The organism is Halobacteriovorax sp. DPLXC-1 (genome assembly GCF_036903125.1).
In the GTDB taxonomy this organism is placed as follows: Bacteria; Bdellovibrionota; Bacteriovoracia; order Bacteriovoracales; family Bacteriovoracaceae; genus Halobacteriovorax_A; species Halobacteriovorax_A vibrionivorans.
Genome location: NZ_JAYMCO010000001.1, coordinates 1,559,789 through 1,581,706 on the forward strand (window position 1 = coordinate 1,559,789; position 21,918 = coordinate 1,581,706).

General features: G+C 35.7%; 24 protein-coding genes. 10 read left to right on the plus strand and 14 right to left on the minus strand.

The features are described 5' to 3' along the window. Window position 1: 1 nt before the first annotated feature. Both VCM44_RS07485 and VCM44_RS07490 read right to left on the minus strand, forming a co-directional pair. Window positions 2-1,063 (minus strand): tRNA dihydrouridine synthase, encoded by a 1,062-nt coding sequence (locus VCM44_RS07485; protein WP_334678438.1) that lies wholly within the window; start codon window positions 1,061-1,063, stop codon window positions 2-4. Further along, complete coding sequence (locus tag VCM44_RS07490) at window positions 1,018-1,731, minus strand: TatD family hydrolase (RefSeq protein ID WP_334678439.1); 714 nt, start codon at window positions 1,729-1,731, stop codon at window positions 1,018-1,020. The genes VCM44_RS07485 and VCM44_RS07490 overlap by 46 nt, the downstream gene beginning before the upstream one ends. Window positions 1,732-1,868: 137 nt before the next feature. Here VCM44_RS07490 and rpsP point away from each other — a divergent pair, with 137 nt between their 5' ends. From rpsP to VCM44_RS07505, 3 genes are all read left to right on the plus strand, one after another. Continuing rightward, a complete protein-coding gene (gene rpsP, locus VCM44_RS07495) occupies window positions 1,869-2,117 on the plus strand; it encodes a 30S ribosomal protein S16 (RefSeq protein ID WP_115363074.1) in 249 nt (82 codons plus the stop codon). Between the two features lie 57 nt (window positions 2,118-2,174). Beyond that, the gene (locus VCM44_RS07500) at window positions 2,175-2,414 is read left to right on the plus strand and encodes a KH domain-containing protein (protein WP_021267274.1); all 240 of its coding nucleotides are present in this window, start codon (window positions 2,175-2,177) and stop codon (window positions 2,412-2,414) included. Between the two features lie 113 nt (window positions 2,415-2,527). After that, window positions 2,528-2,896 (plus strand): response regulator, encoded by a 369-nt coding sequence (locus VCM44_RS07505; RefSeq protein ID WP_334678440.1) that lies wholly within the window; start codon window positions 2,528-2,530, stop codon window positions 2,894-2,896. Window positions 2,897-2,899: 3 nt separating this feature from the next. On the opposite strand, the gene tatA is transcribed toward VCM44_RS07505, so the two are convergent. After that, the gene (gene tatA / locus VCM44_RS07510; RefSeq protein ID WP_334678441.1) at window positions 2,900-3,112 is read right to left on the minus strand and encodes a twin-arginine translocase TatA/TatE family subunit; all 213 of its coding nucleotides are present in this window, start codon (window positions 3,110-3,112) and stop codon (window positions 2,900-2,902) included. Window positions 3,113-3,133: 21 nt separating this feature from the next. Then, window positions 3,134-3,718 carry a preQ(1) synthase gene (queF, locus tag VCM44_RS07515; RefSeq protein ID WP_334678442.1) on the minus strand — a complete coding sequence of 195 codons (585 nt, stop codon included), beginning with the start codon at window positions 3,716-3,718 and terminating at the stop codon, window positions 3,134-3,136. A 64-nt stretch (window positions 3,719-3,782) separates the two neighbouring features. On the opposite strand from queF, the gene hemH reads away from it, so the two are divergent. After that, window positions 3,783-6,221: a ferrochelatase gene (gene hemH / locus VCM44_RS07520; RefSeq protein WP_334678443.1), complete on the plus strand. Its 2,439-nt coding sequence runs from the start codon at window positions 3,783-3,785 to the stop codon at window positions 6,219-6,221. 24 nt (window positions 6,222-6,245) lie between these two features. On the opposite strand, the gene bfr is transcribed toward hemH, so the two are convergent. From bfr to VCM44_RS07535, 3 genes are all read right to left on the minus strand, one after another. Continuing rightward, window positions 6,246-6,731, minus strand: coding sequence for a bacterioferritin (gene bfr / locus VCM44_RS07525; protein WP_115363064.1), 486 nt, complete (start codon window positions 6,729-6,731; stop codon window positions 6,246-6,248). Window positions 6,732-6,803: 72 nt separating this feature from the next. Continuing rightward, complete coding sequence (locus tag VCM44_RS07530; RefSeq protein WP_115363062.1) at window positions 6,804-7,019, minus strand: (2Fe-2S)-binding protein; 216 nt, start codon at window positions 7,017-7,019, stop codon at window positions 6,804-6,806. 105 nt (window positions 7,020-7,124) lie between these two features. Further along, complete coding sequence (locus VCM44_RS07535; protein WP_334678444.1) at window positions 7,125-8,027, minus strand: hypothetical protein; 903 nt, start codon at window positions 8,025-8,027, stop codon at window positions 7,125-7,127. An 88-nt stretch (window positions 8,028-8,115) separates the two neighbouring features. Between VCM44_RS07535 and VCM44_RS07540 the strand changes: the two genes are divergently transcribed. The 5 genes from VCM44_RS07540 (at window position 8,116) to VCM44_RS07560 (ending at window position 13,677) form a co-directional block, all read left to right on the plus strand. Further along, a complete protein-coding gene (locus VCM44_RS07540; protein WP_120404923.1) occupies window positions 8,116-9,249 on the plus strand; it encodes a M14 family zinc carboxypeptidase in 1,134 nt (377 codons plus the stop codon). Between the two features lie 18 nt (window positions 9,250-9,267). Beyond that, on the plus strand, window positions 9,268-10,179 hold the full coding sequence (gene speB, locus VCM44_RS07545; protein WP_120404922.1) for an agmatinase: 912 nt from the start codon (window positions 9,268-9,270) through the stop codon (window positions 10,177-10,179). Continuing rightward, the gene (gene speA, locus VCM44_RS07550; protein WP_334678445.1) at window positions 10,176-12,089 is read left to right on the plus strand and encodes a biosynthetic arginine decarboxylase; all 1,914 of its coding nucleotides are present in this window, start codon (window positions 10,176-10,178) and stop codon (window positions 12,087-12,089) included. Before speB ends, speA begins: the two co-directional genes overlap by 4 nt. A 92-nt stretch (window positions 12,090-12,181) precedes the next feature. After that, window positions 12,182-13,330, plus strand: coding sequence for a hypothetical protein (locus VCM44_RS07555; protein ID WP_120404920.1), 1,149 nt, complete (start codon window positions 12,182-12,184; stop codon window positions 13,328-13,330). Window positions 13,331-13,419: 89 nt separating this feature from the next. Then, on the plus strand, window positions 13,420-13,677 hold the full coding sequence (locus VCM44_RS07560; RefSeq protein ID WP_115363050.1) for a hypothetical protein: 258 nt from the start codon (window positions 13,420-13,422) through the stop codon (window positions 13,675-13,677). Here VCM44_RS07560 and VCM44_RS07565 read toward each other — a convergent pair. Genes VCM44_RS07565 through VCM44_RS07575 form a run of 3 tightly spaced genes read right to left on the minus strand, consistent with a single transcriptional unit; the run spans window position 13,657 to window position 15,949 of the window. After that, the gene (locus VCM44_RS07565; RefSeq protein ID WP_115363048.1) at window positions 13,657-14,121 is read right to left on the minus strand and encodes an EVE domain-containing protein; all 465 of its coding nucleotides are present in this window, start codon (window positions 14,119-14,121) and stop codon (window positions 13,657-13,659) included. The two genes, VCM44_RS07560 and VCM44_RS07565, sit on opposite strands and share 21 nt — an antisense overlap. Window positions 14,122-14,133: 12 nt before the next feature. Beyond that, window positions 14,134-15,000, minus strand: coding sequence for a polyamine aminopropyltransferase (gene speE, locus VCM44_RS07570; protein ID WP_334678446.1), 867 nt, complete (start codon window positions 14,998-15,000; stop codon window positions 14,134-14,136). 16 nt (window positions 15,001-15,016) lie between these two features. Beyond that, on the minus strand, window positions 15,017-15,949 hold the full coding sequence (locus VCM44_RS07575; RefSeq protein ID WP_115363045.1) for an adenosylmethionine decarboxylase: 933 nt from the start codon (window positions 15,947-15,949) through the stop codon (window positions 15,017-15,019). Window positions 15,950-16,156: 207 nt separating this feature from the next. On the opposite strand from VCM44_RS07575, the gene VCM44_RS07580 reads away from it, so the two are divergent. Beyond that, complete coding sequence (locus tag VCM44_RS07580) at window positions 16,157-18,088, plus strand: sigma 54-interacting transcriptional regulator (protein ID WP_334678447.1); 1,932 nt, start codon at window positions 16,157-16,159, stop codon at window positions 18,086-18,088. A 44-nt stretch (window positions 18,089-18,132) separates the two neighbouring features. On the opposite strand, the gene VCM44_RS07585 is transcribed toward VCM44_RS07580, so the two are convergent. The 4 genes from VCM44_RS07585 to VCM44_RS07600 all read right to left on the minus strand — a co-directional run bounded on the left by VCM44_RS07585 (window position 18,133) and on the right by VCM44_RS07600 (window position 21,908). Continuing rightward, window positions 18,133-19,713, minus strand: a complete 1,581-nt coding sequence (locus VCM44_RS07585) for a PqiB family protein (protein WP_334678448.1) — start codon at window positions 19,711-19,713, stop codon at window positions 18,133-18,135. Next, window positions 19,706-20,302: a paraquat-inducible protein A gene (locus tag VCM44_RS07590; protein ID WP_158536902.1), complete on the minus strand. Its 597-nt coding sequence runs from the start codon at window positions 20,300-20,302 to the stop codon at window positions 19,706-19,708. Before VCM44_RS07590 ends, VCM44_RS07585 begins: the two co-directional genes overlap by 8 nt. Continuing rightward, window positions 20,289-20,945 carry a paraquat-inducible protein A gene (locus tag VCM44_RS07595; protein WP_115363038.1) on the minus strand — a complete coding sequence of 219 codons (657 nt, stop codon included), beginning with the start codon at window positions 20,943-20,945 and terminating at the stop codon, window positions 20,289-20,291. Before VCM44_RS07595 ends, VCM44_RS07590 begins: the two co-directional genes overlap by 14 nt. Window positions 20,946-21,017: 72 nt before the next feature. Further along, a complete protein-coding gene (locus tag VCM44_RS07600) occupies window positions 21,018-21,908 on the minus strand; it encodes a matrixin family metalloprotease (RefSeq protein WP_334678449.1) in 891 nt (296 codons plus the stop codon). Window positions 21,909-21,918 lie beyond the last annotated feature (10 nt).

Consider the following 21,918-nt stretch of genomic DNA (forward strand, 5'->3'; position numbering starts at 1 on the left):
ATTAATATCTAAGATTTGTTCGAGCTGACATTTTAAGAGAAGAGTTTGACATGAATTGGTCAATGGCCTCTTTGTACTCTTGTAGCGTCTCAAGTTTAAAGAGCTTCTTTGAAAAGCTATGCCCAAAATTAAGCCAGACGTGTCCCACTTTTAGAAAGAAGCGTATTCTCTTTAAAGCATCTTTAAAATCGTAATAACGAAAACAAGCTTCAATATAGGACTTCACAAATTCTCCATATAAGACAGCGTGGGCACTTGGATCTTTATTTATTATTGCTTCTTGGTATTCATTTAGCTGATGTCCACTTTCGTAAGCATATTGTGTAATAATCCAAGGTTTTGCTGTTAAGGCCCTTCCAAGCATAGCGGCTTGGCAGCCAGTTTCTTCAAGCATGCGAGTGATATCTTGAGCTTCTTGAATATCGCCATTGCCAATAATTGGTATATCGATACTTTCTTGAAGAAGCCTAATTTGTGACCAATCTGCACTTCCTTTTCTTTTTTGCTCTGCTAGGCGAGGGTGGAGGATAAGCCAATCTGCTCCACCTTCCTTAAGAGCATGGCAGAATTCAAGTAAGAAGCCCTTATCTGATTGAAGTCCGGCCCTTAGCTTCACTGATACTGGAACAGTGGCATATTTCTTTACACAAGAAACAACTTGGGAGGCATATTTTATATCACCCATTAATGAGACCCCATAATTATGTTTTAAGGCCTTTTTTACTGGGCAACCCATATTTATATCAATTGCTTTTGCTCCCCATTCTTCTAGCTTTGGAATTGAATCTTGAATATATCTTTCTTCGTTACATAGAATTTGGGGATAGAGATTTATATCTTGTTGTGACTTTAGGGTCTCTGGTGTTTCCCCAAGCCTTTGGCCTGGAATTCGACGCGAATTTAGCATCTCTGTTGTCCAAAGTGTTGGTGTATCCTCTGGAAAGTAGGGACGTAGGGCATCTCTTAGGGCCACATGTGAGAGTCCAACCATTGGGGCCAGGAGGGCCTTAAATTGGACTAGCTCGTTAAATTTGTGCCAAGAAGGGCCTTCAGGTTTTGCCAAATTCTATCCTTTAAATCATCAATCTCTATTTCTTGTTTTTGAGCAAACTTTTCATAGATTGTTTGGATATTAATATCACCTCGCTCATCTGTCTCAAAGAAAATAAGATTCAAATCAATTTTGTGATCAGAGATTGTATGAGCAATCCTTGCGGTTTGAGATTCATAAAAGCGTGGCCCAAGGCTCATGGCAATGCTTCTTTTTTGGCATTCTTGGATATCGCTAAGACTTCCATTAAAGTCGTGTAAGACCCAATTCGAGTGATTTGGGAATTGCTTGTGGAGGCGAAAAATTTCGGACAGGCATTTCACATTATGAATGATAAGTGGTTTTTTAAGCTCATTTGCTAGCTGAATATGCCACTTAAAGACTTCTTCTTGTTGCCTTAGGTCACTATCATCCACGATTGAGCGATCAAGTCCTGCTTCTCCAACCATTAGACAATTACTATCACCACATAATCTCTTTACCTCTTCAAAGCTTATTCTTGCATCTTCAATCTCCCATGGGTGTACTCCTGCGGAAAAGAATTGGCCCTCTTCAGGTAAGTCATTGATTTTGGGAGAGTAGGAATAAATATATAAGAAGTCTCTATCTTCGCTTTTAGAAGAGCTGTGATGGCCGTGGAGGTCGATAAATTTTGCACTCTGGGATTCTTTGCTTGTCATATGACAGATATTTTAATACATTACCGTTCTAATTAAAAATTTGAAAAAAGATATTGCTTATCTTTTTAAAATCAATTATTTATTTAGAAATATTTAAACTGATTATTATAGCGTTACTATAGATGTAGGAGTACTTAATGTTAACAATTAGATTACAACGCGGTGGTAGAACTCACATGCCTATTTACACAATCGTTGCTGCAGACTCAAGAAATGCAAGAGACGGTAAATTTAGTGAAAAACTAGGTCAATACAATCCACAACTTAAAGAAGGTAACCTTATCGATGTTAAAGCTGAGAGAATTTCTGAGCTACTAGGTAAAGGTGCTACAATTTCTGACACTGTTAGAACACTTCTAAAGAAAAACGAAATTACTCTTAACTAAGAATTTCGATTTTTCTTAAATTAAGCGATAACGGCATTTTTGTAGAAGGAGTTCATGATGAGTGAGTTAAAAGATTTAATCGACACAGTTAGTCGCGCACTAGTTGATATGCCAGAGCAAGTAGAAGTAAATGAAATTGTTGGTGAGCAGACAACAGTTATCGAATTAAAAGTTGATAAGACTGACCTTGGTAAAGTTATCGGTAAGCAAGGTAAAACAGCTCGTGCACTAAGAACAATTCTTAATGCTGCATCAACAAAATTGAAAAAAAGATCTGTTTTAGAAATTATAGAATAATTTACTTGAATCAATAATTTTTATGTTTTAAAAAAGCCTATCGAAAGATAGGTTTTTTTTTGCTCAAAATTGAGCATCTACCAATAAACAAATTTCCAATCCTAGGAGGATGTGTGGAAAGAATTATGAATTCAAAGCGTATTTTACTTGTGGATGATCAGGTTGAGATATTGGAGCTTCTTCAAGATGCACTAATTTCTGAGGGCTATGAAGTTGACGCTTGTGCTGGTGCTAAAGAAGCATTAAACGCTTTAGGAAGTAATCATTATTCTCATATTATTTCAGATTATCAAATGCCTGAGGTGAATGGAATGGAGCTTGCGAGTCAGGCCAGAGGCTTTCTTAAAGAGGATATGCCTTCGTTTATTTTGGCCACAGGTGACTGCACAATAAATGATGATTCTATTAAGGGTATGGGTGTTTCTGGAATTCTTCCAAAGCCTTTTACTCTCAAACAAGTTATTTCAGTGATCCAAGAATAGCTTTTAGCTATTCTTGGTGTCATCTTTCTTATTTTCGCTCTGTTCTGTTATTTTCTTTGCTGTATTTGTTTCTTCGTTTTGCTCTTCTTTTAGTCCTGATTTAAAGCCTGTAATTGCTTTTCCTAGTGATTTACCTAGTTCAGGAAGCTTCTTACCACCAAATAATAGGATGATAATAGCTAAGATGATTAAACTTTCTGTTATTCCAAGACTCATAAAATCCTCTTTTATGCTAAATTAATAAATTTTAGATAAGTCCATTGTATACTTACCTGGGGCATATTCGCTAAACCTTTTTGCTCGAATTTCCTTATAAATCTTCTTATTATTGGAATTTGAGGCATATGGATAGATACAAATACCACCACGAGGTGTGAATTCACCAATAACTTCAATGAACTTTGGCTTCATGAGCTTTGTTAAATCGTCACAAATTTTTTGCACACAATCTTCGTGGAAATCTCCGTGATTTCTGAAGCTGAACAGATATAGTTTTAGTGACTTAGATTCCACCATTTTCTTGTCTGCAATATAGTTGATATAGATTCTTGCAAAATCTGGTTGTGCTGTTTTTGGGCATAGAGAAGTGAACTCTGTACAAACAAATGTTGTCCATGCATCACTGCCTGGATTCTTGTTATCAAATGCTTCTAATACTTCTGGAGCATATGTATCTGGATATTGTGTATTTGCGCTACCAAGGGCAAATGCTGTTAGCTCTTCTACGTTACGACCTTTCTTTGGCGCTTTCTTAGTCGTCTTCTTTGTCGCTGCTTTTTTCTTTGTTGCTTTCTTTTTGATAGATTTCTTCGATGCACTCATTTATCGACTCTCTTGAATTATTTTGATAGGTTATAGTCATCTAATTTAACACTATCAAGGACCAATGACAATGCGTCATGAGCAATTAACTTTTCCAGCATCTAAAAAAAATGCAAAGAAAGTCATTAAAGTCGTTCTCGTTCAACTAGGCTCTCCAAAGAGTCCAAAAGTTTCAGATGTACGATCATATTTAAAAGAGTTTTTAGGGGACCCAAGAGTTGTTGATATTAATCCAACTCTATGGAAGATTATTTTAAATCTCTTTGTCATACCATTTAGGCCTAAGCGCTCAGCTGCTTTATATAGCAGGATTTGGGAAGGCAATGAATTTCCTCTTACTCGTATCACACGGGAGTTTACTCATAAGGTAAATGAGTTAACGCCTGAGCATATTGAAGTTGAACACGCTTTTCTACTTTGTGAGCCTAGAGTTGCTGATGTCTATGCGAAGTGGGAAAAAGAATTAGATGAGAGAAGGGATCCTGCTCAAAAGCTCATCGTTATACCTATGTTTCCACAGTATTCAGAATCAACAATTGCTAGTGGGATAGACTTTCTAGGTAGGCTATTAGGGACAAAGGTTAGGATTCCTAACTTTGAGGTTATTACTAATTTCCATCGTCTCCAAGCTTTTATTGATAACTCTGCAAGACTAATTAATGAAAAGTTAAAAAGTGAACAGATCGATGATTTAGTTATCTCATTTCACGGTATCCCAAAGAGAAGAGTGATTTATAAAAAAGATCCATACTATCAGCATTGCTTTGAAACTTTTGAGTTGATTAAAGATCGCGTTTCAGAAATTGATAGTCATCGCATACATTTTACTTTTCAATCAAGATTTGGAAGTGAAGAGTGGTTAACTCCTTATACTGACGATTATGTTTGTGAGCTTGCTAAAAGTGGAAAGAAGAATATCGCTGTTTATTGTCCTGCATTTGTTGCAGATTGTTTAGAAACAGTTGATGAAATTGGTACTGAGTTACAAGAAGAAGTTGAAGAGTTTGGAACAACAATACATGCAATCCCTTGTTTAAATGATGATCAGAAGTGGTCTGAAGGTTTTGCCAATTATGTAGAAACACTTTGTGACAAACCTAATGAGGTTGCACAATTAGAATATGAAGTTGAAGAGGAAAAGTATATGGATATGCCAAAAGTTAATATGGAATCAGAGCCCTTAAGTGACAATGCTAAGAAGTCTCTAAAAATTGTGTTCTTAACATTATTCTTAGACCTCGTTGGTTTCTCAATTATCTTTCCATTATTTCCGGCCTTGGCCAAATACTACTTAACGGTTGACGCTGATAACTTCTTTTTAAAAGCAATCTTTGGCTCAATTGATACACTCACAAATGTAGGAGGAGCAGGAGAGTTTTCTGCTATCGTTCTCTTTGGTGGTGCCCTTGGTGCCTTATATTCTTTATTGCAATTTGTTGCTGCACCAATTTGGGGAACTATTTCCGATCGAATTGGGCGAAGACCAGTTCTGCTTATCTCTGTATTTGGACTCTTTGTAAGTTATGTTCTCTGGGCCGTTGCTGGCAACTTTACTATTCTCATTCTTGCGCGTTTTATCGGTGGAATTATGGGAGGTAATATTTCAACAGCGACAGCAGTTGTTGCTGATGTGACAACTAGAAAGAATCGCTCAAAAGGAATGGCCATCATTGGTATTGCCTTTGCACTTGGATTTATTATTGGCCCTGCAATGGGTGGTATCTTATCTCTATTTGATTTAACAAAAATGTATCCAGCACTAGAGTCTATTGGAATAAATCCTTTCTCTATGGCCGCCATTGTTGCTGGACTACTTTCATTATTTAATCTTGTTAATTTATTTAATAAATTTGATGAGACATTACCTGAGGAAAAAAGAGGTAAGCATGAGACTGAAAGAAGTGCTAATCCTTTAAAGTTATTTAAGCTTCTTCCATACGAAGGAGTTAATTTAACAAACTTTGGATACTTCTTATTCCTATTAGCATTTTCAGGAATGGAGTTCACTCTAACATTCTTAGCTGCTGAGAGACTAAATTATTCATCAATGGATAATGCTTATATGTTTATCTTTATTGGATTTATTCTCGCAATGGTTCAAGGAGGATATGTTAGAAGAAAAGCCCATCAGGTAGGTGAGAGGAAGATGGCCCTTCAAGGTCTTATTGCAATTATACCTGGACTTGTTCTAATTGGATTGGCCTCTTCAAGTTGGCTCGTTTATGCAGGTCTTTTCTTCTTAGCAATTGGATCATCATTAGTTGTACCTTGTTTAACTTCTCTTGTTTCAATGTACTCACCATCAAATCATCAAGGACATGTTATTGGTGTATTTAGATCTCTAGGTGCTCTTGCCCGTGTCTTTGGGCCTATTATTGCATCTCTTATTTATTGGAGATACAACTCTGCAGCACCTTATTTTATTGGAAGTGTATTTTTAATTATTCCTATTATAATGGTGGCGAAGTTACCTAAGCCTAGTGAAGCAAAAGCAGACTCCTAAGAGTCTGCTTTATATTATGCGGCCTTAGTGGCCAGATGATTTCATTTCGATTTGAGATTGCATGTAGTTCTCAACACCAACTTTTTTGATAAGTTCTTGTTGCGTTTCTAGCCAATCAATATGCTCTTCTTCAGAATCAAGAATCTTCGATAGAAGATCACGTGAAACATAGTCTTGCTTCTTTTCACAAAGCTCGATTGCTTCTTTTAATAATGGAATTGTTTCTGCCTCAGTTTCAAGGTCTGACTTGATAATCTCTTCAACATTTTGACCTATTCTGATTCTTTCTAGCTTTTGTAGATTAGGTAAACCCTCAAGGAAGAGAATTCTTTTAATTACTTCATCAGCAAATTTCATCTCATCGATACTTGCTTTGTATTCTAGATGACCGATTTTATCGAGTCCCCAGTCCTCAAGCATGCGTGCGTGAAGGAAGTATTGATTAATTGCTGTAAGCTCTTTTGTGAGAACACCATTTAGTGCTTTTATGACGTCTTGATCACCTTTCATGATTAAACCCTTTCATTAAATTAATAATTGTATGGATTAATGCTATAGAAGAAGTGAATGTGTTTCAAGAAATTATTTTTTTGGTTGAGTTAAGTTTTTCTTTGCCGTCTGTTGACTTGCTTCAGCTTTCTTTTTGGCCGCAAGACCTGAGCTTACTTTTTCAAGTACACAAACACCGCATGAATTACCAATGCCTAACTTATTCATGACTTCTTTTTCGCTCTGACCCTGCTTTATCGCATTGTCTAGCATATCTTGTGTAATGGCGTTACATATACAAATATACATATAAACTATCTCCTTCTTCTATCTTATCGACAAAAGTTTTAATAATCAAACAAAAAGTTGAGTTGCGATATATTTTTTAGAGTCGCCTAATATGATTTCAATACGTTATACAAGTCTATTGAAATCTGATTTTAGGTATTGAAGATAAGTTTCAATAATATTGGTGGAATTTGACTGCTTTTGTAGCAGATTTGATACCCCTTCAAGACCAGGAGAACTATTGATTTCAAGAAGCTTTATCATAGCGCTCTCATCTTCTAAGAAGTCGATGGTGATAAAGTGAAAATCAAGTTGTGAATTTATGATAATACTTACCAATTCGTTAATAACCTTAGGGACTTGATTGTCTTTGATTAAACTTGGCGAGGAGTTTTCAAAATTTAGAATATAAAATGGAGACTTCTTATCTAATGGTCTTTTTTCAAGATATATTAATTTAGAATGTTTCGAATCTAGGCTTTTAAGAATTAGGACACGAATTTCTCTCGATAGAGGGAAGTAGGGCTGAATAATATAATTATGATCACCTTTGGCCATAAGGTCTTTGGCATCTTTTTCAAGATCGACGCTTGAATGTATCCCTTTGGCCTTTTGTCCTCTTCGTGTTTTTATAATCCACTTTCTTTGTTCTGGAGAGTCGATAAGTGCTTTTTGATATTCTAACAAGCTATAGGTAGCAATTAGGTTTTCATTAGGGATAAGACTTCTTAAATATTCGGCCTGTCGTAATTTATCCCTTAAGGTCCTAGAGCAATTAAGAGAGTTCGTTAAAAGCTGTTTATCTGGCCTAAGTACTTCTTCAATAAGTTCTAAATCCTTATCTGAATAATTTAAGCCAGTGTTTCGATTGATGATAATATCAGCACTTTTTAGTGTATCTATTTCAAGACTTTTAGGTGAACAAATGTTAATTAGATGACCTTCTTTCTCAATATGATTTTTTAACTGCTTAGCAGCATAGACATTGGGGTTTGTGGTGATAATGAGGAAGTTGATGGCCTTGTGCATAAATAGTCTTTTGACTCGATAAAATATTGATAATATTTGTTAATTATATGATATTATAACACTTTAACAATATGCCCTTTTGGTGATTATGAATTTAGTAAGTAAAATCTCTCTTTTCCTTTCCTTAACTTTAACACTTATTAGCTGCTCAGGTGTTGAGATGCTTGAAATCTCTAATGAGAAGAAAGAGGAGTTAAAGGTTGCGCGAAAGAAAGTCGGGCCCCCAAAGACTAAGAAGACTGATAAGAGCAAAGATATTTTAGATGATTCAAAATTTACAGATCATTCTCATAAGAATGAATTTGTTAAAGTTGAAAATACGAAGGCCGTTTCAGACTATTGTAATAAGATAGATGAGAAATTTCGTAAGTATGGTTGGGGTAAATCTCATTGTGATTCTTATAAGTGGATTCACGTAAGAAATAGCCACCTAGGTCAGCCAATAATGTGGACTGTTTTTGGTGATGAAGTTGAACACCGTATCGAGCCAAAGAATATGACTCTCGTTTTTTGTGGTGTACATGGGGATGAGATTACACCAATTAAATTCTGCTTTGATATTTTACATCACCTCTATCATGAAGTCGCTACTGTTGAAGGGCAGAAGAAACTTAAAAATAACTTAGTAGCAGTGGCACCAATTGTTTCACCAGATTCTTTTTTCAAAAGAAGACCTACGAGAACGAATGCTCGTGGAATCGATCCAAATCGCAACTTCCCAACGAAAGATTGGGATAAGAAAGCTTTAAAGCTTTGGAAGACACGCTACCGAGCAGCGAAGAGACGCTATCCTGGAGTTCGTGCAAATTCAGAACAAGAAACGATCTTTCAAGTAAATATCATTGCTAGGTATAACCCAGATAAGATTATTACTGTACATGCTCCTCTTACGATTCTCGACTATGATGGCCCAGTTGTAAGTAATCATGTTCATGATGAAGATGGCCTGGCCCTAAAAGCAGAAGAGTTATTAAATGTTATGAGTGAGAAAGCAAATGGCTATCGTGTTAAAAATTATCCCTTCTTTCCTGGAAGCCTAGGCAACTATGCTGGGAATGAAAGGAAGATACCAACTTATACACTTGAGCTGCCTTCAAGTGATAATCGTAACCATAAGAAATATTGGAAGATGTTTCGTGAATCAATCGATTTCGCTCTCTTTCATGCACCCATGACTCGTCGAGAGTTTGCCGCTAATAGGAATAAAGAAAAGTTAGATTAGACTTTTTGGAGAAGTGCAATGTTAAAACTAAAAGGGCCAATCGCGCCTGAAACTCCATATGATATGTCAATTGCTACTGATGAACTTAGAGACTCATCTGTTTCTCTTATCGGTTTTGGCTTTGATGGTACCGCTTGTTTTCGAAAGGGAACTCGCCTAGGTCCTGATGCCCTAAGAGAAGTCTCAGATGGTATAGAAACATATTCACCATATCTTGACTTAACAACTGAAGATTATACTTTCTATGATCTTGGAAATTTGCCAGTAAAAGATCAAACTGAGGCCAGTTGGCAAGAGGCCACGAAATGTTTCGAGGATAACTTTAGTCAAATTAACTTTAAAGAACATGATATCAAACTTATGACTTTAGGTGGTGAGCATTCCATCTCATATGCTCCGATTAAAAAATATCTGAATGATTTTGATGATCTCGTTCTCATACATTTAGATGCCCATGCGGATCTTAGAGATGGTTACTTAGGCTATCATTATTCACATGCTTCAATCATTAAAAGAAGTCTTGATCACTTCAAAGAAGGGCATGAGCTAATTCAATACGGTATTCGCTCTGGAACAAAAGAAGAATATGAATATATGAATAGTTCTGGATCGATTGCTAAGTCTCGCAAGGAATTTCTTGAGAGAGTATCTAAAATCGACTCTAATAGGCCAATATACTTAACTTTGGATCTCGACTACTTTGATCCAAGCTTCTTTCCTGGAACAGGTACTCCAGAGCCAGGTGGTGAAGATTTTCATTCTTTTATTAGTTTTGTTAAGATCCTAACAGAGAAGAATATTGTTGGATGTGATGTAGTTGAGCTTTCTCCTGAAATTGATTCAACAGGAAATAGTTCTGTATTTGCAGCAAAAGTTGTTAGGGAATTAATTCTTCTTCTAACTTCGAAAACAAAAGGGGCCATAAAATGACAAATGGTACTTGGACAATTGATGATTCAGACCGACTCTACAATGTTAGTAAGTGGAGTAATGGTTATTTTAAAATAGATGAAAGTGGAAAGCTTAAGGCAACACCTAATCCAAAAAAAGATGTAGGAATTCTCATTGATGATGTAATCGAGGATGCTAAAGAGCAAGGCCTAAGCCTTCCTCTTGTTATTCGATTCCATGATATTCTTCGCTCTCAAGTAAAGCTTCTCAATCGTACTTTTCAAAAAGTTATTGATGAAGAAGATTATGGTGGAAAGTTCTTTGGGGTTTATCCTGTTAAGGTTAACCAAATGAGAGAAGTTGTTGAAGAAATTGTTGATGCAGGTTCACGATATAATTATGGGCTTGAAGCTGGGTCAAAGCCTGAGCTCTTATCTGCTCTAGCATATAATACAAATATCGATTCACTAACTGTTCTTAATGGTTATAAAGATCGTGATTATTTAAGACTTGCTATTTTAGGAACTAAGATTGGGCGTAAGATCTTTGTTGTCATTGAAAAATTTTCTGAACTTAAGATGCTTGTTGAGCTTTCAAAAGAATATGGTGTTATTCCAAATATTGGAATACGTGGAAGAATGACTGTTAAAGGTCGTGGTAAGTGGGAGTCAAGTGGTGGAGAAAAGGCCAAGTTTGGTCTAACGACATCTGAAATTATTCTAGCAATTGAATATTTAAAAAAGCATAAGAAATTAGGTGCACTTAAATTATTTCACTTCCATATCGGCTCTCAAATCACAGATATTCGCTCGATTAAAGAGGCCATTGAAGAAGGCTCTCGTATCTATTGTAAGATGCAAAAAATTGGTGCACCTCTGGAGTATTTTGATGTTGGAGGTGGACTCGGTGTTGATTACGATGGAACAAATTCAACGAATGATTCGTCTATAAATTATTCTATTAGTGATTATATAACAGATATCGTCTACGGCCTTAAAACAGTTTGTGATCTTGAAAATGTTGAGCACCCACATATTATTACTGAAAGTGGCCGTGCTATGACGGCGCATCACAGTTGTGTCATTACAAATATTATAGGTGAAATTGATAATACAAAGATTGAATTCTCAACGAAGAAGAAGACAGGAGAGCATCATCTTGTTACTGAGATGAGACAAGTAAAAGAGCTCCTTGATAAAAGTAAAAATTGGCAAGAAGCTTATAATGACTCTGTAAAGATTAAGTCTGATTCAATCCATGCTTTCAAACTTGGTATTTTAGAATTAGAAGAGCGTGCAAAGATCGAGACACTTCACTTACAAATTCTTAAGCAGATCAATAATCTTGTTCCTGATGAAGATTTTCAAACCGAACAAATAGCAGAACTTGAAAATAGCTTAAGTGGCCAGTATCTTTGTAATTTTTCTGTTTTTCAATCTGCATGCGATAGCTGGGCAATTGAACAAGTCTTACCTGTTGTTCCATTAACAAGATTAAATGAAAGGCCAACAAAGCGTTCAACTCTTGCTGATATTACCTGTGATAGTGATGGGAAGATCGACCGCTTTTATGACCCAGATGAAGGCTTTAAGAAAACACTTTCTGTACACGAGTTAAAAGAAGGGGAGCAATATAATATTGGTATTTTTCTAACTGGTGCTTATCAGGATGTAATGGGTGATATGCATAATCTTTTTGGCCGCGTGAATGAAGTACATGTATACGCTGATAAGCATGACCCTAAAGGTTTCTACATTGAAGAGACCGTTCCAGGCTCTTCAGCACGTAATGTTTTATCGACGATGCAGTATAATCCAGAATATATGGCGTTTAAGGTTAAAAGATCAATTGATAAACAAGTTGCTAGGGGAACAATTAGACCTCGTGACGGTGTGTCATTAGTTGATTTCTATGAGAGCTGTTTAAAGAGTTATACCTACCTTTCGTAAAAATATTGGTCCCTGATAATTGACTTACTTACTTTAGTGTCTAATAATTATATTAACATTGAAGTTAAAAGAGTTTATCAGGGATCGATAACATGTCATTAAAGTTTGATCAAAAATTAAAAGAGGCCACAAAATCAGCTTCTGGAAAGAATACAAATCCAAAATCAAAAACAAATTACTTAATTATCTGTGCATTGGCCTTGCTTACGCATGGAGCATTAATATATAACTGGTTCTTAAATAGAAACCTTCTAAACTTAATTTTTATGGCCTCTGCCATTGCTTTTGCTATCTTAGCAATTATCCCAATGATCAAAGAGTATTATGCAAAAGTAAGAATCCACAATGATAAAGAATTACTAAGTTTAGAGCTAGAGCGAATCAATGAAGAACTTTCAGAATTAAAAGAAAGTAAGCATTCGCTTCAAATTAAGCTTTCTCAAGAAATCGAAGATTCAAATCGTCTAAAGTCTGATATTGAGAAAATGGAAGCAGATGATCTAGAAGTTATTGCAGCAAGCGATGATATTAATGATCAATTACTTCTCGTTGAAGATACTAGCAAGTCGCTAGATACTGTTGTTAATTCTTTAATTGATGCTCGTAGAGAGCTTATTGATTTTGAAAAAGAAATGTCTGATAGCTTAAAGCATAAGAAAGATAGTGAGCAGACTCAAGAACAGGATGAGATTAAATTTCATGAACTCTTTGATACATTTATGAATGAGTTTAAAGATATGAAAGATCTTATTTTTCAGCTTAAGACTTTAAGTTTTAGAGTTGATGTACAAGCTTCACTTAGCAATGATAGCGAATTAACTCAAAGTAGTGTCGAGCTTGAAGGGCTAAGTCGTAATTTGGCCAAGTTCTTCAATAATACCATTGGGCTTCTTTCTAATCTCGAACAAGAAGTAAGATCTGGACAACAGGATCTTACAGATCGTCTCACTAGTTGCTTAGAGCAATTTAATTTAGAATTAGAGGCCAAGCAAGATCTAAGCTCTCAGTTGATGGACTTGAAAGAACAGCTAGATAGTGTGAATGAAATTTCTTGTGATAAATTAGATCTTGTTAGAGAGATCCTAGTTGACTCTGTCGTTATTGCTGAAGATGATCTCGATGATCCAAATATTGATGCTGATAGTGAGGAAAGCTCTGTAATTACAGATACTAAAGCCTCTGCGGGCCTTGTTTCAAGCTCTCAGGACCCATTAGTTGAAACAGCTTCACTAATTCAATAAACCGCCAAAATACTCAAATTTAATTTTTACTTAAATTCTACCGATACTCTATTTAGCTTTAATAAAGTTAAGAGGGTATTGGGGAATTTATGGCAGCAGAAGACTTTGGTAATCAAGAAGGTGGTGGAGCAAAGGTTCATCAGTTTGGTGGTACCCACGGCCATAATGATCTCTCACATCTTTCTCTCTATTATAAGCAGCCAATTAAATCATTGCTTGGACGAACGGGAATCGTAATTTTAAGCTTCTTTACAATTGGCCTAATCTTAAGCTTTGCAACTCTGTTTTTGAGTTATACAAGTTTTGGACGTGAGTTTCTTCAAGGCTTAGTTTTTTACATCTTTTAAAATTAATGTGGCAATCTTTTTAGGGATAGGCATTATTGATAGGCGAGAGCCTTTCTTAACTAGTGGCATCTCATCATATCGTTTATCAGCTTTCATCTCTTTTAAGCTGAGTTGTTTTTCAAACTTTTCTTCAAACTTTATATCAACGAGAAACCATCGCGGTTCTTCTTTTGTTGCCTTAGGGTCATAGTATTTTGAATTTTTATCAAATTGAGTTTTGTCAGGATGTGACTCTTTTACAACTTCTGCTATTCCAACAATCGCAGGCTCTTTGCAACTTGAGTGATAAAAAAAGACCTTATCTCCCATCTTGATTTCATCGCGCATGAAGTTTCGTGCTTGATAATTTCTTACCCCATCCCAAGATTCAGTTTGCTTGGGCCTTTTGGCAAGGTCATCAATTGAGAAAGCATCAGGTTCACTTTTAAAGAGCCAGTATTGCATGACGATTCCTTATTATGGATTTTGTATTAGTCCTTCAAGATTCTTCTTCATAAAAGTAGGAAGATAGAATGCAGCTTGATGAAGCCCCTCATTATAATAAGAAAACTCTAGGCCACTTGCTGCCACAGCTTCTTTTCTAAAGTCATTGATTGGGTGGGTGTCACCTTTTGTTGCAAATGTAAATGACCAAAGCCCACCTGGATAAGTTAGGTTAGAGAAATTATAGATAAATGTATTCTTAAAAATATCATTTAAAACACCAAGCATGCTCTTTTGAATCTCTGCTTCAAACCAAGGAGATTCTCCTTGAGAGACAACGATACCGTTATCAGCAAGGCACTTGTTAACATTTGTGTAGAACTCTGGTCCAAATAGTGGAGCAGCAGGCCCGATTGGATCTGTTGAGTCGATGATAATAACATCAAATTTCTCAGTCGTTTCTTGAACAAATTTAACACCGTCACCGATGATAAGATCTAATTTAGGATGACCTTTTAAAACTTCGGCCGTTTGTGGAATGAATTCCATACAAGCTTCGCAAACAGCACCATCGATTTCTACCATCGTACACTTTTCAACTGAAGAGTGACGTAGAACTTCACGAGCTGTACCACCGTCACCACCACCAATTACAAGAACATTCTTTGGATTTGGATGAACAAATAATGGAACGTGAGCAATCATATCGTGATAAGCGATTTCATCTCTTTCTGTTACCATAACTAGGCCGTCGTTAAGAAGCATCTTTCCATGCCCCTTTGTTTCTACAACGTCTACAGTTTGAAATTCAGTCTTCTTAGAGTAGAGAACATTTTCTACTTTATATCTCATTCCGTAAAAATCTTTATATCTTTCTTCGATCCATAGATTGCTATGCATGGTAACTCCTATTCATTTAAAGTAATTTATAAGGCTTTAGGCGATTTGGGCGTACTTTATAAAAGTGTGAAAAGTACATTATATAGCCACATTTTAGATAGCTTTCAACTTGGGTTTTAGCTATATAATCTTCTTTCTTTAGATTTAATCCACAGCTTCCATCTTGATTTGGACAGAACTCGATAAAGTCATATGAAATTGGCTCCATTGCTTCGATTAGAACATCTGCAATCTCTTTCATATTGATATCAGTCTCAAAACTAATATATGGGCACTCTTCCTGAGGTGTAATATGACATGTGAAATAATTATCATCTTTGATGGCATTTAAAGAGTAGCCGTATGGATTAAATACGAAATCATCCAATTCAAAACCAGGTAAGATCTTATCAAGTTTTAAAAGTTGGCGAATTTCATCTTTTGTCACACTCTCATTAGTTAGAATTTCTCTCGCTTTACATGAGATTTCATACATAAGTAACTCATGAGTGTGATCATCTGCACTTGGTGCATATTCTTGATCGAGAAAATAGATGAAGTTGTGATGATCATCTATATTTCCAAAGCGTAGTGCTTGTCCTGAGAATTTATTTTCTAATAGCTTCACATCATCTGCAAAAGTTGAGTGTTGCATATGAGAGAAGTACTCATTCTTTCTTTGAAAAATTAATTGTTTGATTACATCTTTACCAAAGCGATCTGTGAAGAAGTCGATGGCCTTGATTAAGGTTGTTTGTCCACATGTGATTATCAGCATGCGATCTTTCCAAACAAAAAGCGAGGATTCTGATAAGAGAAATGCTTTTATATTTTCATTATTAATAGTGGATAAAATTGTTGCTTGTGCTTTTTCGACTAACTGAGACCAAAAGTCGTCTGAGATATCCAATAGATTTAAGTTAGGCCCAACAATTATTTCGGCCTTCTTTTCAGAACCTTCAAAAATCATTTACTCTTCCTGTCACTCTTGCAAGTGTTTAAAATTACGATCTTTTTTTAAGCATCATCATACGCAAAAGCTTAAGTCTAGGCAAGTAGTAAGGAGTTGATTTTCGTGTAACGTATAGAAATTATAGCCAATTTTTGTGGGCATTTACCTAAAGTTTAAAGCAAATTTACCGATATGTTCACAGTATAGTTTAATGAGGGGATTAACATGCTCGCTAGTTTTTCAGAATTTAAGTTTTTTCAATCGTTTCGTATTCCAGTTGAGGAAGCCGATAATCTAAGGTTTTTGATACAAAAAGAAGACGACATGGGGAGGCTTTCTTATATCGATGATGCAAAGCTTGTGGACATTTCAGTTACAGGATTCGGTTTTAAGACACATGAAAGAATCTCTGTTGGAACTGAGTTGGAAGTTTCTCTACAATTTAAAAAACGTCACCTTGATCTAACTGGTCGAGTTGTTCGTGCATTTTCAAATGTTTTAGAAGACGAAGAAATTATATATGGAGTTGAGCTTGATGTTGAAAAAGGAATTAATAAATTCCTTGAAAGTTACATTATGAGTTTCTCTTCAGAAAGATTAAAAGACTGTCTTATTCAGTCAGCACTTAAGGAGCGATATACAGACCCTAATGAAGGGTTTGAAATGTTTTCTCTACTTCTTTCATTATTTAAAGATATTACACATTTTGGAGATAAAGAAGGATTCCTCGATACAATGCTTGAAGAGGTTATTCGTATCCTAAATGCTCAACGTTCTTCTATCTTTCTTATTAATCCAGATACAAACGAATTAGAAGCAGTCGCTGCTCTAGGTTTGGATAAGACAGGATTAAAGTTTGATTATCGTCTTGGTATTGCTGGGTCTGTTTTTACAACAGGTGTGGCCTTAAATATTTGTACTGAAAGTGATGACTCTCGTTTTAATAATGCATTTGATGAAAAGAATGGATTTGAAACGAAATCAATTATTTGTTATCCGATTCATAATCGTGAAGATAAGATAATTGGTGTAATTGAAGTTATCAATAAAAGAAATGAAGATCGATTTACTATAGAAGATGAAAAGACAATGAAAGTCCTTGCTCTTGTTTTCTCTTCAGTATTTCATAGTTTTAATCCAATTTCGACAACTTCTAAAATTCGCCGCTTCTCAGCGCCTTATGATCGTCAATTTGCAATCATTGGTAACACGCCAGGTGTAAAATCAATGAGAAACTCTATTTCAAAACTTAAAGACTTAGATAGTCCTGTACTGATCACTGGTGAAAAAGGAGTTGGTAAAAATCTTTTTGCCACTGTTCTTCACTATGAAGGTAAGCGTGGGCTACATGATATTACAACAGTTGATTGTAAGCTAAAAGATCTCAATAGGCTGGAAGCAATGCTTTTTGGCCCTAATGAAGAAGAATGTGTTTTTACTAGCACTCAAGGTGGAACTGTTGTTCTAAGCCATATTGAGCACTTGTCATTTGAGTGGCAAGAAAGACTATTTGAACTTATCGAAAAGAAAGGCCTAGAAGGTGGAATCGTAAGTTTTGATTGTCGTATTATGGCCACATCAATTAAAGATCTTGCCATAATGACAGATGAAGGAAAGTTCTATCGTGATCTGTTTGAATATATCTCACAGGCCCAGATTAATTTAGATCCACTTCGTCGTCGTGAAGAAGATATTGAAATGCTTGTTGAATATTTCTTAAAAGTTGAATGTAAACGACAAGGACTTCTATTAAAGAGCTTCTCTAAAAAAGTAATGGATCAAATTAAACAATATGATTGGCCAGGAAATGTTTATGAGCTAAAGAAATGTATCGAAAGAGCTGTTCTTTATCATCCAAAATCTCATATCATATCTGATATTGAAATTAATGATGGTGTTGCACCTCTAGTTGATATTTCAATGAAGCAAAAGCAATTTGGTCAAATTGATCATGTGACAGACTTCACACTTCCTCTAAAAGAGCGTTTAGCTCTTGTTGAGAGACAAATGATTTTAGAGGAGATTAAGCGTAATTTTGGTAATAAATCAAAAGCTGCTAAGGAGATGGGAATTTCTCGTGAGGCATTACGTAAGAAGTTAATTTATTCTCAAGAGGTTCTTGATTCTCTTGAAGGAAATGAAAAGAAAGCTGCTTAATAAAAGCATAAAAAATATCAAGGCCTCATACGAGGCCTTTTTTATTATAAATTAATTATTGGTGTCCATTCTAGCCATTCTTTCTGCGCTTTCTTATGAACTTGAAAATATTGTTTCTTACGCATTGAAAACTTCTCTGGGGTTGCAAATTCGACTCCACCAGAAAGAATACTTTCAATTGATTGGGTACTTATTTTTGCACCTGAAAATAGGCCAAATTCTACATCGACACCACTTGTATTCCAAAACTTTGTTTCTTCCTTTACCAGCTTGTGATAAGGAGAGTTGATAAAGATTTCTGTTATAACATTCTTTGCTCGTGTATTAAGTCTAACATCTGTTATAACACCTACTTGAACGCCTCTATAGTAAACTCCCTGGCCTTTTGCTAGTGAATTTCTTCTTGAACTAAATAGGTTTAAATGGGTCCCATATTTATTGTGAACTTCTTTTAATGGAGCTTGGGCAAGAGCTGTAAAGGTTCCTGCAGGCTTTGATTTCTTAAAATTATAACGACTGATATCAACTGCGATATAGTTGCCAGTTATTGCATCAAGATTATCAATTCCTTTAAGAGAGATTTTTGGTTTAACTTCCCAAAACTTAGCACCTTTAACAATAATATTCTCAAATTCTTTCTTTATCGTCGCTTCTACTAAGAGCTGGGCCTTATTGCGATCAACTTCTGAACCTGTAACAACTCCGATATTAATATTTCTAAACTTAATTGGAGTCTTCTCTTTTGCTACAGCACTTCCTAGAGGAAATATTACTTTTATTTTTTTTCCTGGGACAGTATGAGCATAGCTAGGGTAGAGAGTATATTTCTTTTCAAAGTTAGTTGTTACTTTCTGATTATTCTTATTCTCTTCTGATTCATGATTAACAAATGCAATTCCGCCTTTGATGATTGAAATAAGTGAGTCTGATTGAACCTTTACTCCTGCTAGAGAAGCATCTAATTCAAAGCCGCTAACATTGTAAAAACGTGACGTTGTTAGAAGTAGGTTGCGATAATTTTCTTCAATAAAGATCGTAACTTCAACACCATTGCCATCCATATCGAGATCAAAATTTGTAACCTCTCCAACTTGTACCTTATTAAAATAAATAGGTGAGCCAATTGAAACTGAGTCTAGTTTTTTACTGTGAAGTTTTACATAAAGGCCGTCTTTTCTTAGTCCTCTTGGTGGCTCTTCAAAAGCGTTGAATACTTTTACGGCCTTTCCCTTCACTGGAAACATATTGATAAATTTTCCACTTATAATGGTACTTAGCCCTGAGATACCAGATAGATTTACTGTCGGACTTACAAGCCAAAACTTTGTATCTTTAGATAGATAGTTTTTCATTTGTGGAGACATCTCAATATGGACGGCAACACTTGAGAGGTCCTTATTTAATTCAGTATCTTTTACTCTACCGACAATCGTACCTTTGTAGATAACAGTGGTCTTTCCTGGCGTGATACCATCCGCATTTCTAAAGTTTATAGTGATATATGAGCCACGGGCCATAATGCTAGTATATAAAAGCCAAAGTCCAATCGATACAGCAGCAACAGGAAAGAACCATATAGGATTAATTCCTCTTTTGTTTTCTACTTTAGGCGTGGCATTACTCATACTTTTCCTTATCATCCCAGATTAACCTAGTGTCGACTTCATTTGACGCTAGAATGGTCAATATAACAACTGCAGTGAAATATAAGACTGCAGGCTCAGCTCTTATCTCTGATATAAACTCAACCTTGACGAGAATAACTAATAGGGCAATAACGAAAATATCTAACATGGACCATTTACCGACAACATGTACGACTCGATAAAGTCTTGTGAGCATTAGTTTTTTCTTTTCATTTAAGGTGTTTATATTATCTATGATATACCAAAGTGAAACTATTTTAAATATTGGAACAATTATACTAGCTGCAAAAACAATCATGGCAATGGGATACATTTTCAGATTGATCAGATTGACGACACCTCCAACAATTGTACGAGGGATACCATGGTTGAATTTTAAAACCGTCATAATTGGTAGGATATTAGCAGGGATATATAATGCAATTGCTGCAATTAAGTAGGCCTTACAGCGTGAGATACCTTCATAGTTTCGAAGTTTGATGGGAGTTCCACAGCGCTGGCAGGTGAGTATTGAATTTACTTTATAGCACTTTGGACAAAGGGCCTTTTGATGATCAATTCCTCTCATATAGCTTCTTCCATAACTCATCATAGTGAGTAACTGATTGTAGTAAGATATTATTAACCATTAATAGGATAAGGCTTAATGTTCCAATAGTGAGCTCTACTTCAGAACGATCAACCATTTTAGCAACCGTTACAATGATTCCCATAAAATAGACATCAATCATAGACCATTCGTGTGAGGCCCTTAGAAATCTGATGAAAGTTCTTCCAAGGTGATGATTGATAAATTGGTTTTTAAAGACAACAGTTAAGTATGCAACGAGGCGAAAGAGGGGAATTAAGATTGCAAAGAGAACAACACTAATTGCTATTGGCCAATACGCTTTAGTTGTAAAAGCAAATATCGATTCGTAAGTTGAAGTTTCAAGGTTTGCTCCGGCCATCTTTATTTTCAATACTGGTAGGAAGATTGCTGGATAAAAAAGTAGTAGTCCTGAAATCGTTAAGACTTTCACCATCGTTATGGTGCTGTCTCCATTATAAAGAATTTCTCCACAGCGATGGCATTTTGCCCTTTGTCGCTTATTGATCATTTCAAATAGATAGATTTCATCACATTCTGGGCAAAGTAGAAGCTTTGAATTATCCTTCAAAGTTTCTTCATCAATTTGACTTTGATAAATGTTTTCGTAATTGTTGCCCATACTACTATTAGGCCATAAGTTATGGATTTTTTTTAGAGAGCAAAATGGTGCATTCTTAAAATTTGTTAAAAATTAAAAGACTTTATGATCGTGTATTAGGCTTCCATCTTGAAAATGGCGACAATGTCCGTCGGCCCTTAATTCAATATAGCCGTGGATAATCTTCGGTTTTTCTTGGCCATCGTCAGCGTTCTTCATTGATTCGTCTATACTAGCTGAACTGAATGCTTGGGCCGTCTTAAGTGCTTGAGTATTTGTGTCGTATAGATTTGAAATTGATAGGGAGTCATAGTAACCAAGAGTTCTCTTAACTTCTGTTGAACCAAGTTGTGGGTACATGATTGATTGAACTGTTGATGAGGTAGTATGTTTAAGTCCTAAGAGGTGGCCAAGTTCATGTAAGATGACAGAAGGAAGGTCGTAGTAAGTCGTTGACTCCTGAGTTCTGGCCTTATCAAATGAGAAATAATAATCACGGAAATTTACAATAATATCACCATGAACCATTCTTAAGTGATCTGTTCGTTGTTCTGCAAAATATGAAGTGATTGCCAAAACACCATAACCAATACTTGAAAACCAATTCTCTGTTACATAAATTCCGATTTCTCCGTCGTAATAGTCATCTAGGTCAGTATATGGGTCTGCTCCAGCGGCTTGGCCGTGGTCAAGAACAAAGTATTCTCTTGCATCATCAGCATCATTCCATGCCTTTTGCATCTCCTGCATTAAATCGTAATCATCATAGAGGCCATCATCAGCGGCCGCTAATGGAAGATCATCTGATGATCCATCAATTGCATTTAAACTGCTAAAATCTGCATGAACTTTTACTGTTAAAGGAAGTGCACTTTCACGCCATTTTAAAGGCAGGGCCGTAATAGAAACTTTCTCTGGCTCTTCGACACAGGATAGAGTCAGCAGAATCACCAAAACTGATAATATGGTTCTATTAATTTTCATCCCAAAAATA

Bases quoted from the DNA above. Each gene is read 5' to 3' on its own strand.
- VCM44_RS07565 (WP_115363048.1), bottom strand. From the start codon at position 14,121: ATGCAATACTGGCTCTTTAAAAGTGAACCTGATGCTTTCTCAATTGAT.
- speE (WP_334678446.1), bottom strand. From the start codon at position 15,000: ATGCATAGCAATCTATGGATCGAAGAAAGATATAAAGATTTTTACGGA.
- VCM44_RS07590 (WP_158536902.1), bottom strand. From the start codon at position 20,302: ATGAGAGGAATTGATCATCAAAAGGCCCTTTGTCCAAAGTGCTATAAA.
- VCM44_RS07490 (WP_334678439.1), bottom strand. From the start codon at position 1,731: ATGACAAGCAAAGAATCCCAGAGTGCAAAATTTATCGACCTCCACGGC.
- VCM44_RS07585 (WP_334678448.1), bottom strand. From the start codon at position 19,713: ATGAGTAATGCCACGCCTAAAGTAGAAAACAAAAGAGGAATTAATCCT.
- queF (WP_334678442.1), bottom strand. From the start codon at position 3,718: ATGAGTGCATCGAAGAAATCTATCAAAAAGAAAGCAACAAAGAAAAAA.
- hemH (WP_334678443.1), top strand. From the start codon at position 3,783: ATGACAATGCGTCATGAGCAATTAACTTTTCCAGCATCTAAAAAAAAT.
- VCM44_RS07575 (WP_115363045.1), bottom strand. From the start codon at position 15,949: ATGATTTTTGAAGGTTCTGAAAAGAAGGCCGAAATAATTGTTGGGCCT.
- VCM44_RS07535 (WP_334678444.1), bottom strand. From the start codon at position 8,027: ATGCACAAGGCCATCAACTTCCTCATTATCACCACAAACCCCAATGTC.
- VCM44_RS07560 (WP_115363050.1), top strand. From the start codon at position 13,420: ATGGCAGCAGAAGACTTTGGTAATCAAGAAGGTGGTGGAGCAAAGGTT.
- tatA (WP_334678441.1), bottom strand. From the start codon at position 3,112: ATGAGTCTTGGAATAACAGAAAGTTTAATCATCTTAGCTATTATCATC.
- VCM44_RS07530 (WP_115363062.1), bottom strand. From the start codon at position 7,019: ATGTATATTTGTATATGTAACGCCATTACACAAGATATGCTAGACAAT.
- bfr (WP_115363064.1), bottom strand. From the start codon at position 6,731: ATGAAAGGTGATCAAGACGTCATAAAAGCACTAAATGGTGTTCTCACA.
- VCM44_RS07600 (WP_334678449.1), bottom strand. From the start codon at position 21,908: ATGAAAATTAATAGAACCATATTATCAGTTTTGGTGATTCTGCTGACT.
- speA (WP_334678445.1), top strand. From the start codon at position 10,176: ATGACAAATGGTACTTGGACAATTGATGATTCAGACCGACTCTACAAT.
- rpsP (WP_115363074.1), top strand. From the start codon at position 1,869: ATGTTAACAATTAGATTACAACGCGGTGGTAGAACTCACATGCCTATT.
- VCM44_RS07500 (WP_021267274.1), top strand. From the start codon at position 2,175: ATGAGTGAGTTAAAAGATTTAATCGACACAGTTAGTCGCGCACTAGTT.
- VCM44_RS07595 (WP_115363038.1), bottom strand. From the start codon at position 20,945: ATGGGCAACAATTACGAAAACATTTATCAAAGTCAAATTGATGAAGAA.
- VCM44_RS07540 (WP_120404923.1), top strand. From the start codon at position 8,116: ATGAATTTAGTAAGTAAAATCTCTCTTTTCCTTTCCTTAACTTTAACA.
- VCM44_RS07580 (WP_334678447.1), top strand. From the start codon at position 16,157: ATGCTCGCTAGTTTTTCAGAATTTAAGTTTTTTCAATCGTTTCGTATT.
- VCM44_RS07555 (WP_120404920.1), top strand. From the start codon at position 12,182: ATGTCATTAAAGTTTGATCAAAAATTAAAAGAGGCCACAAAATCAGCT.
- speB (WP_120404922.1), top strand. From the start codon at position 9,268: ATGTTAAAACTAAAAGGGCCAATCGCGCCTGAAACTCCATATGATATG.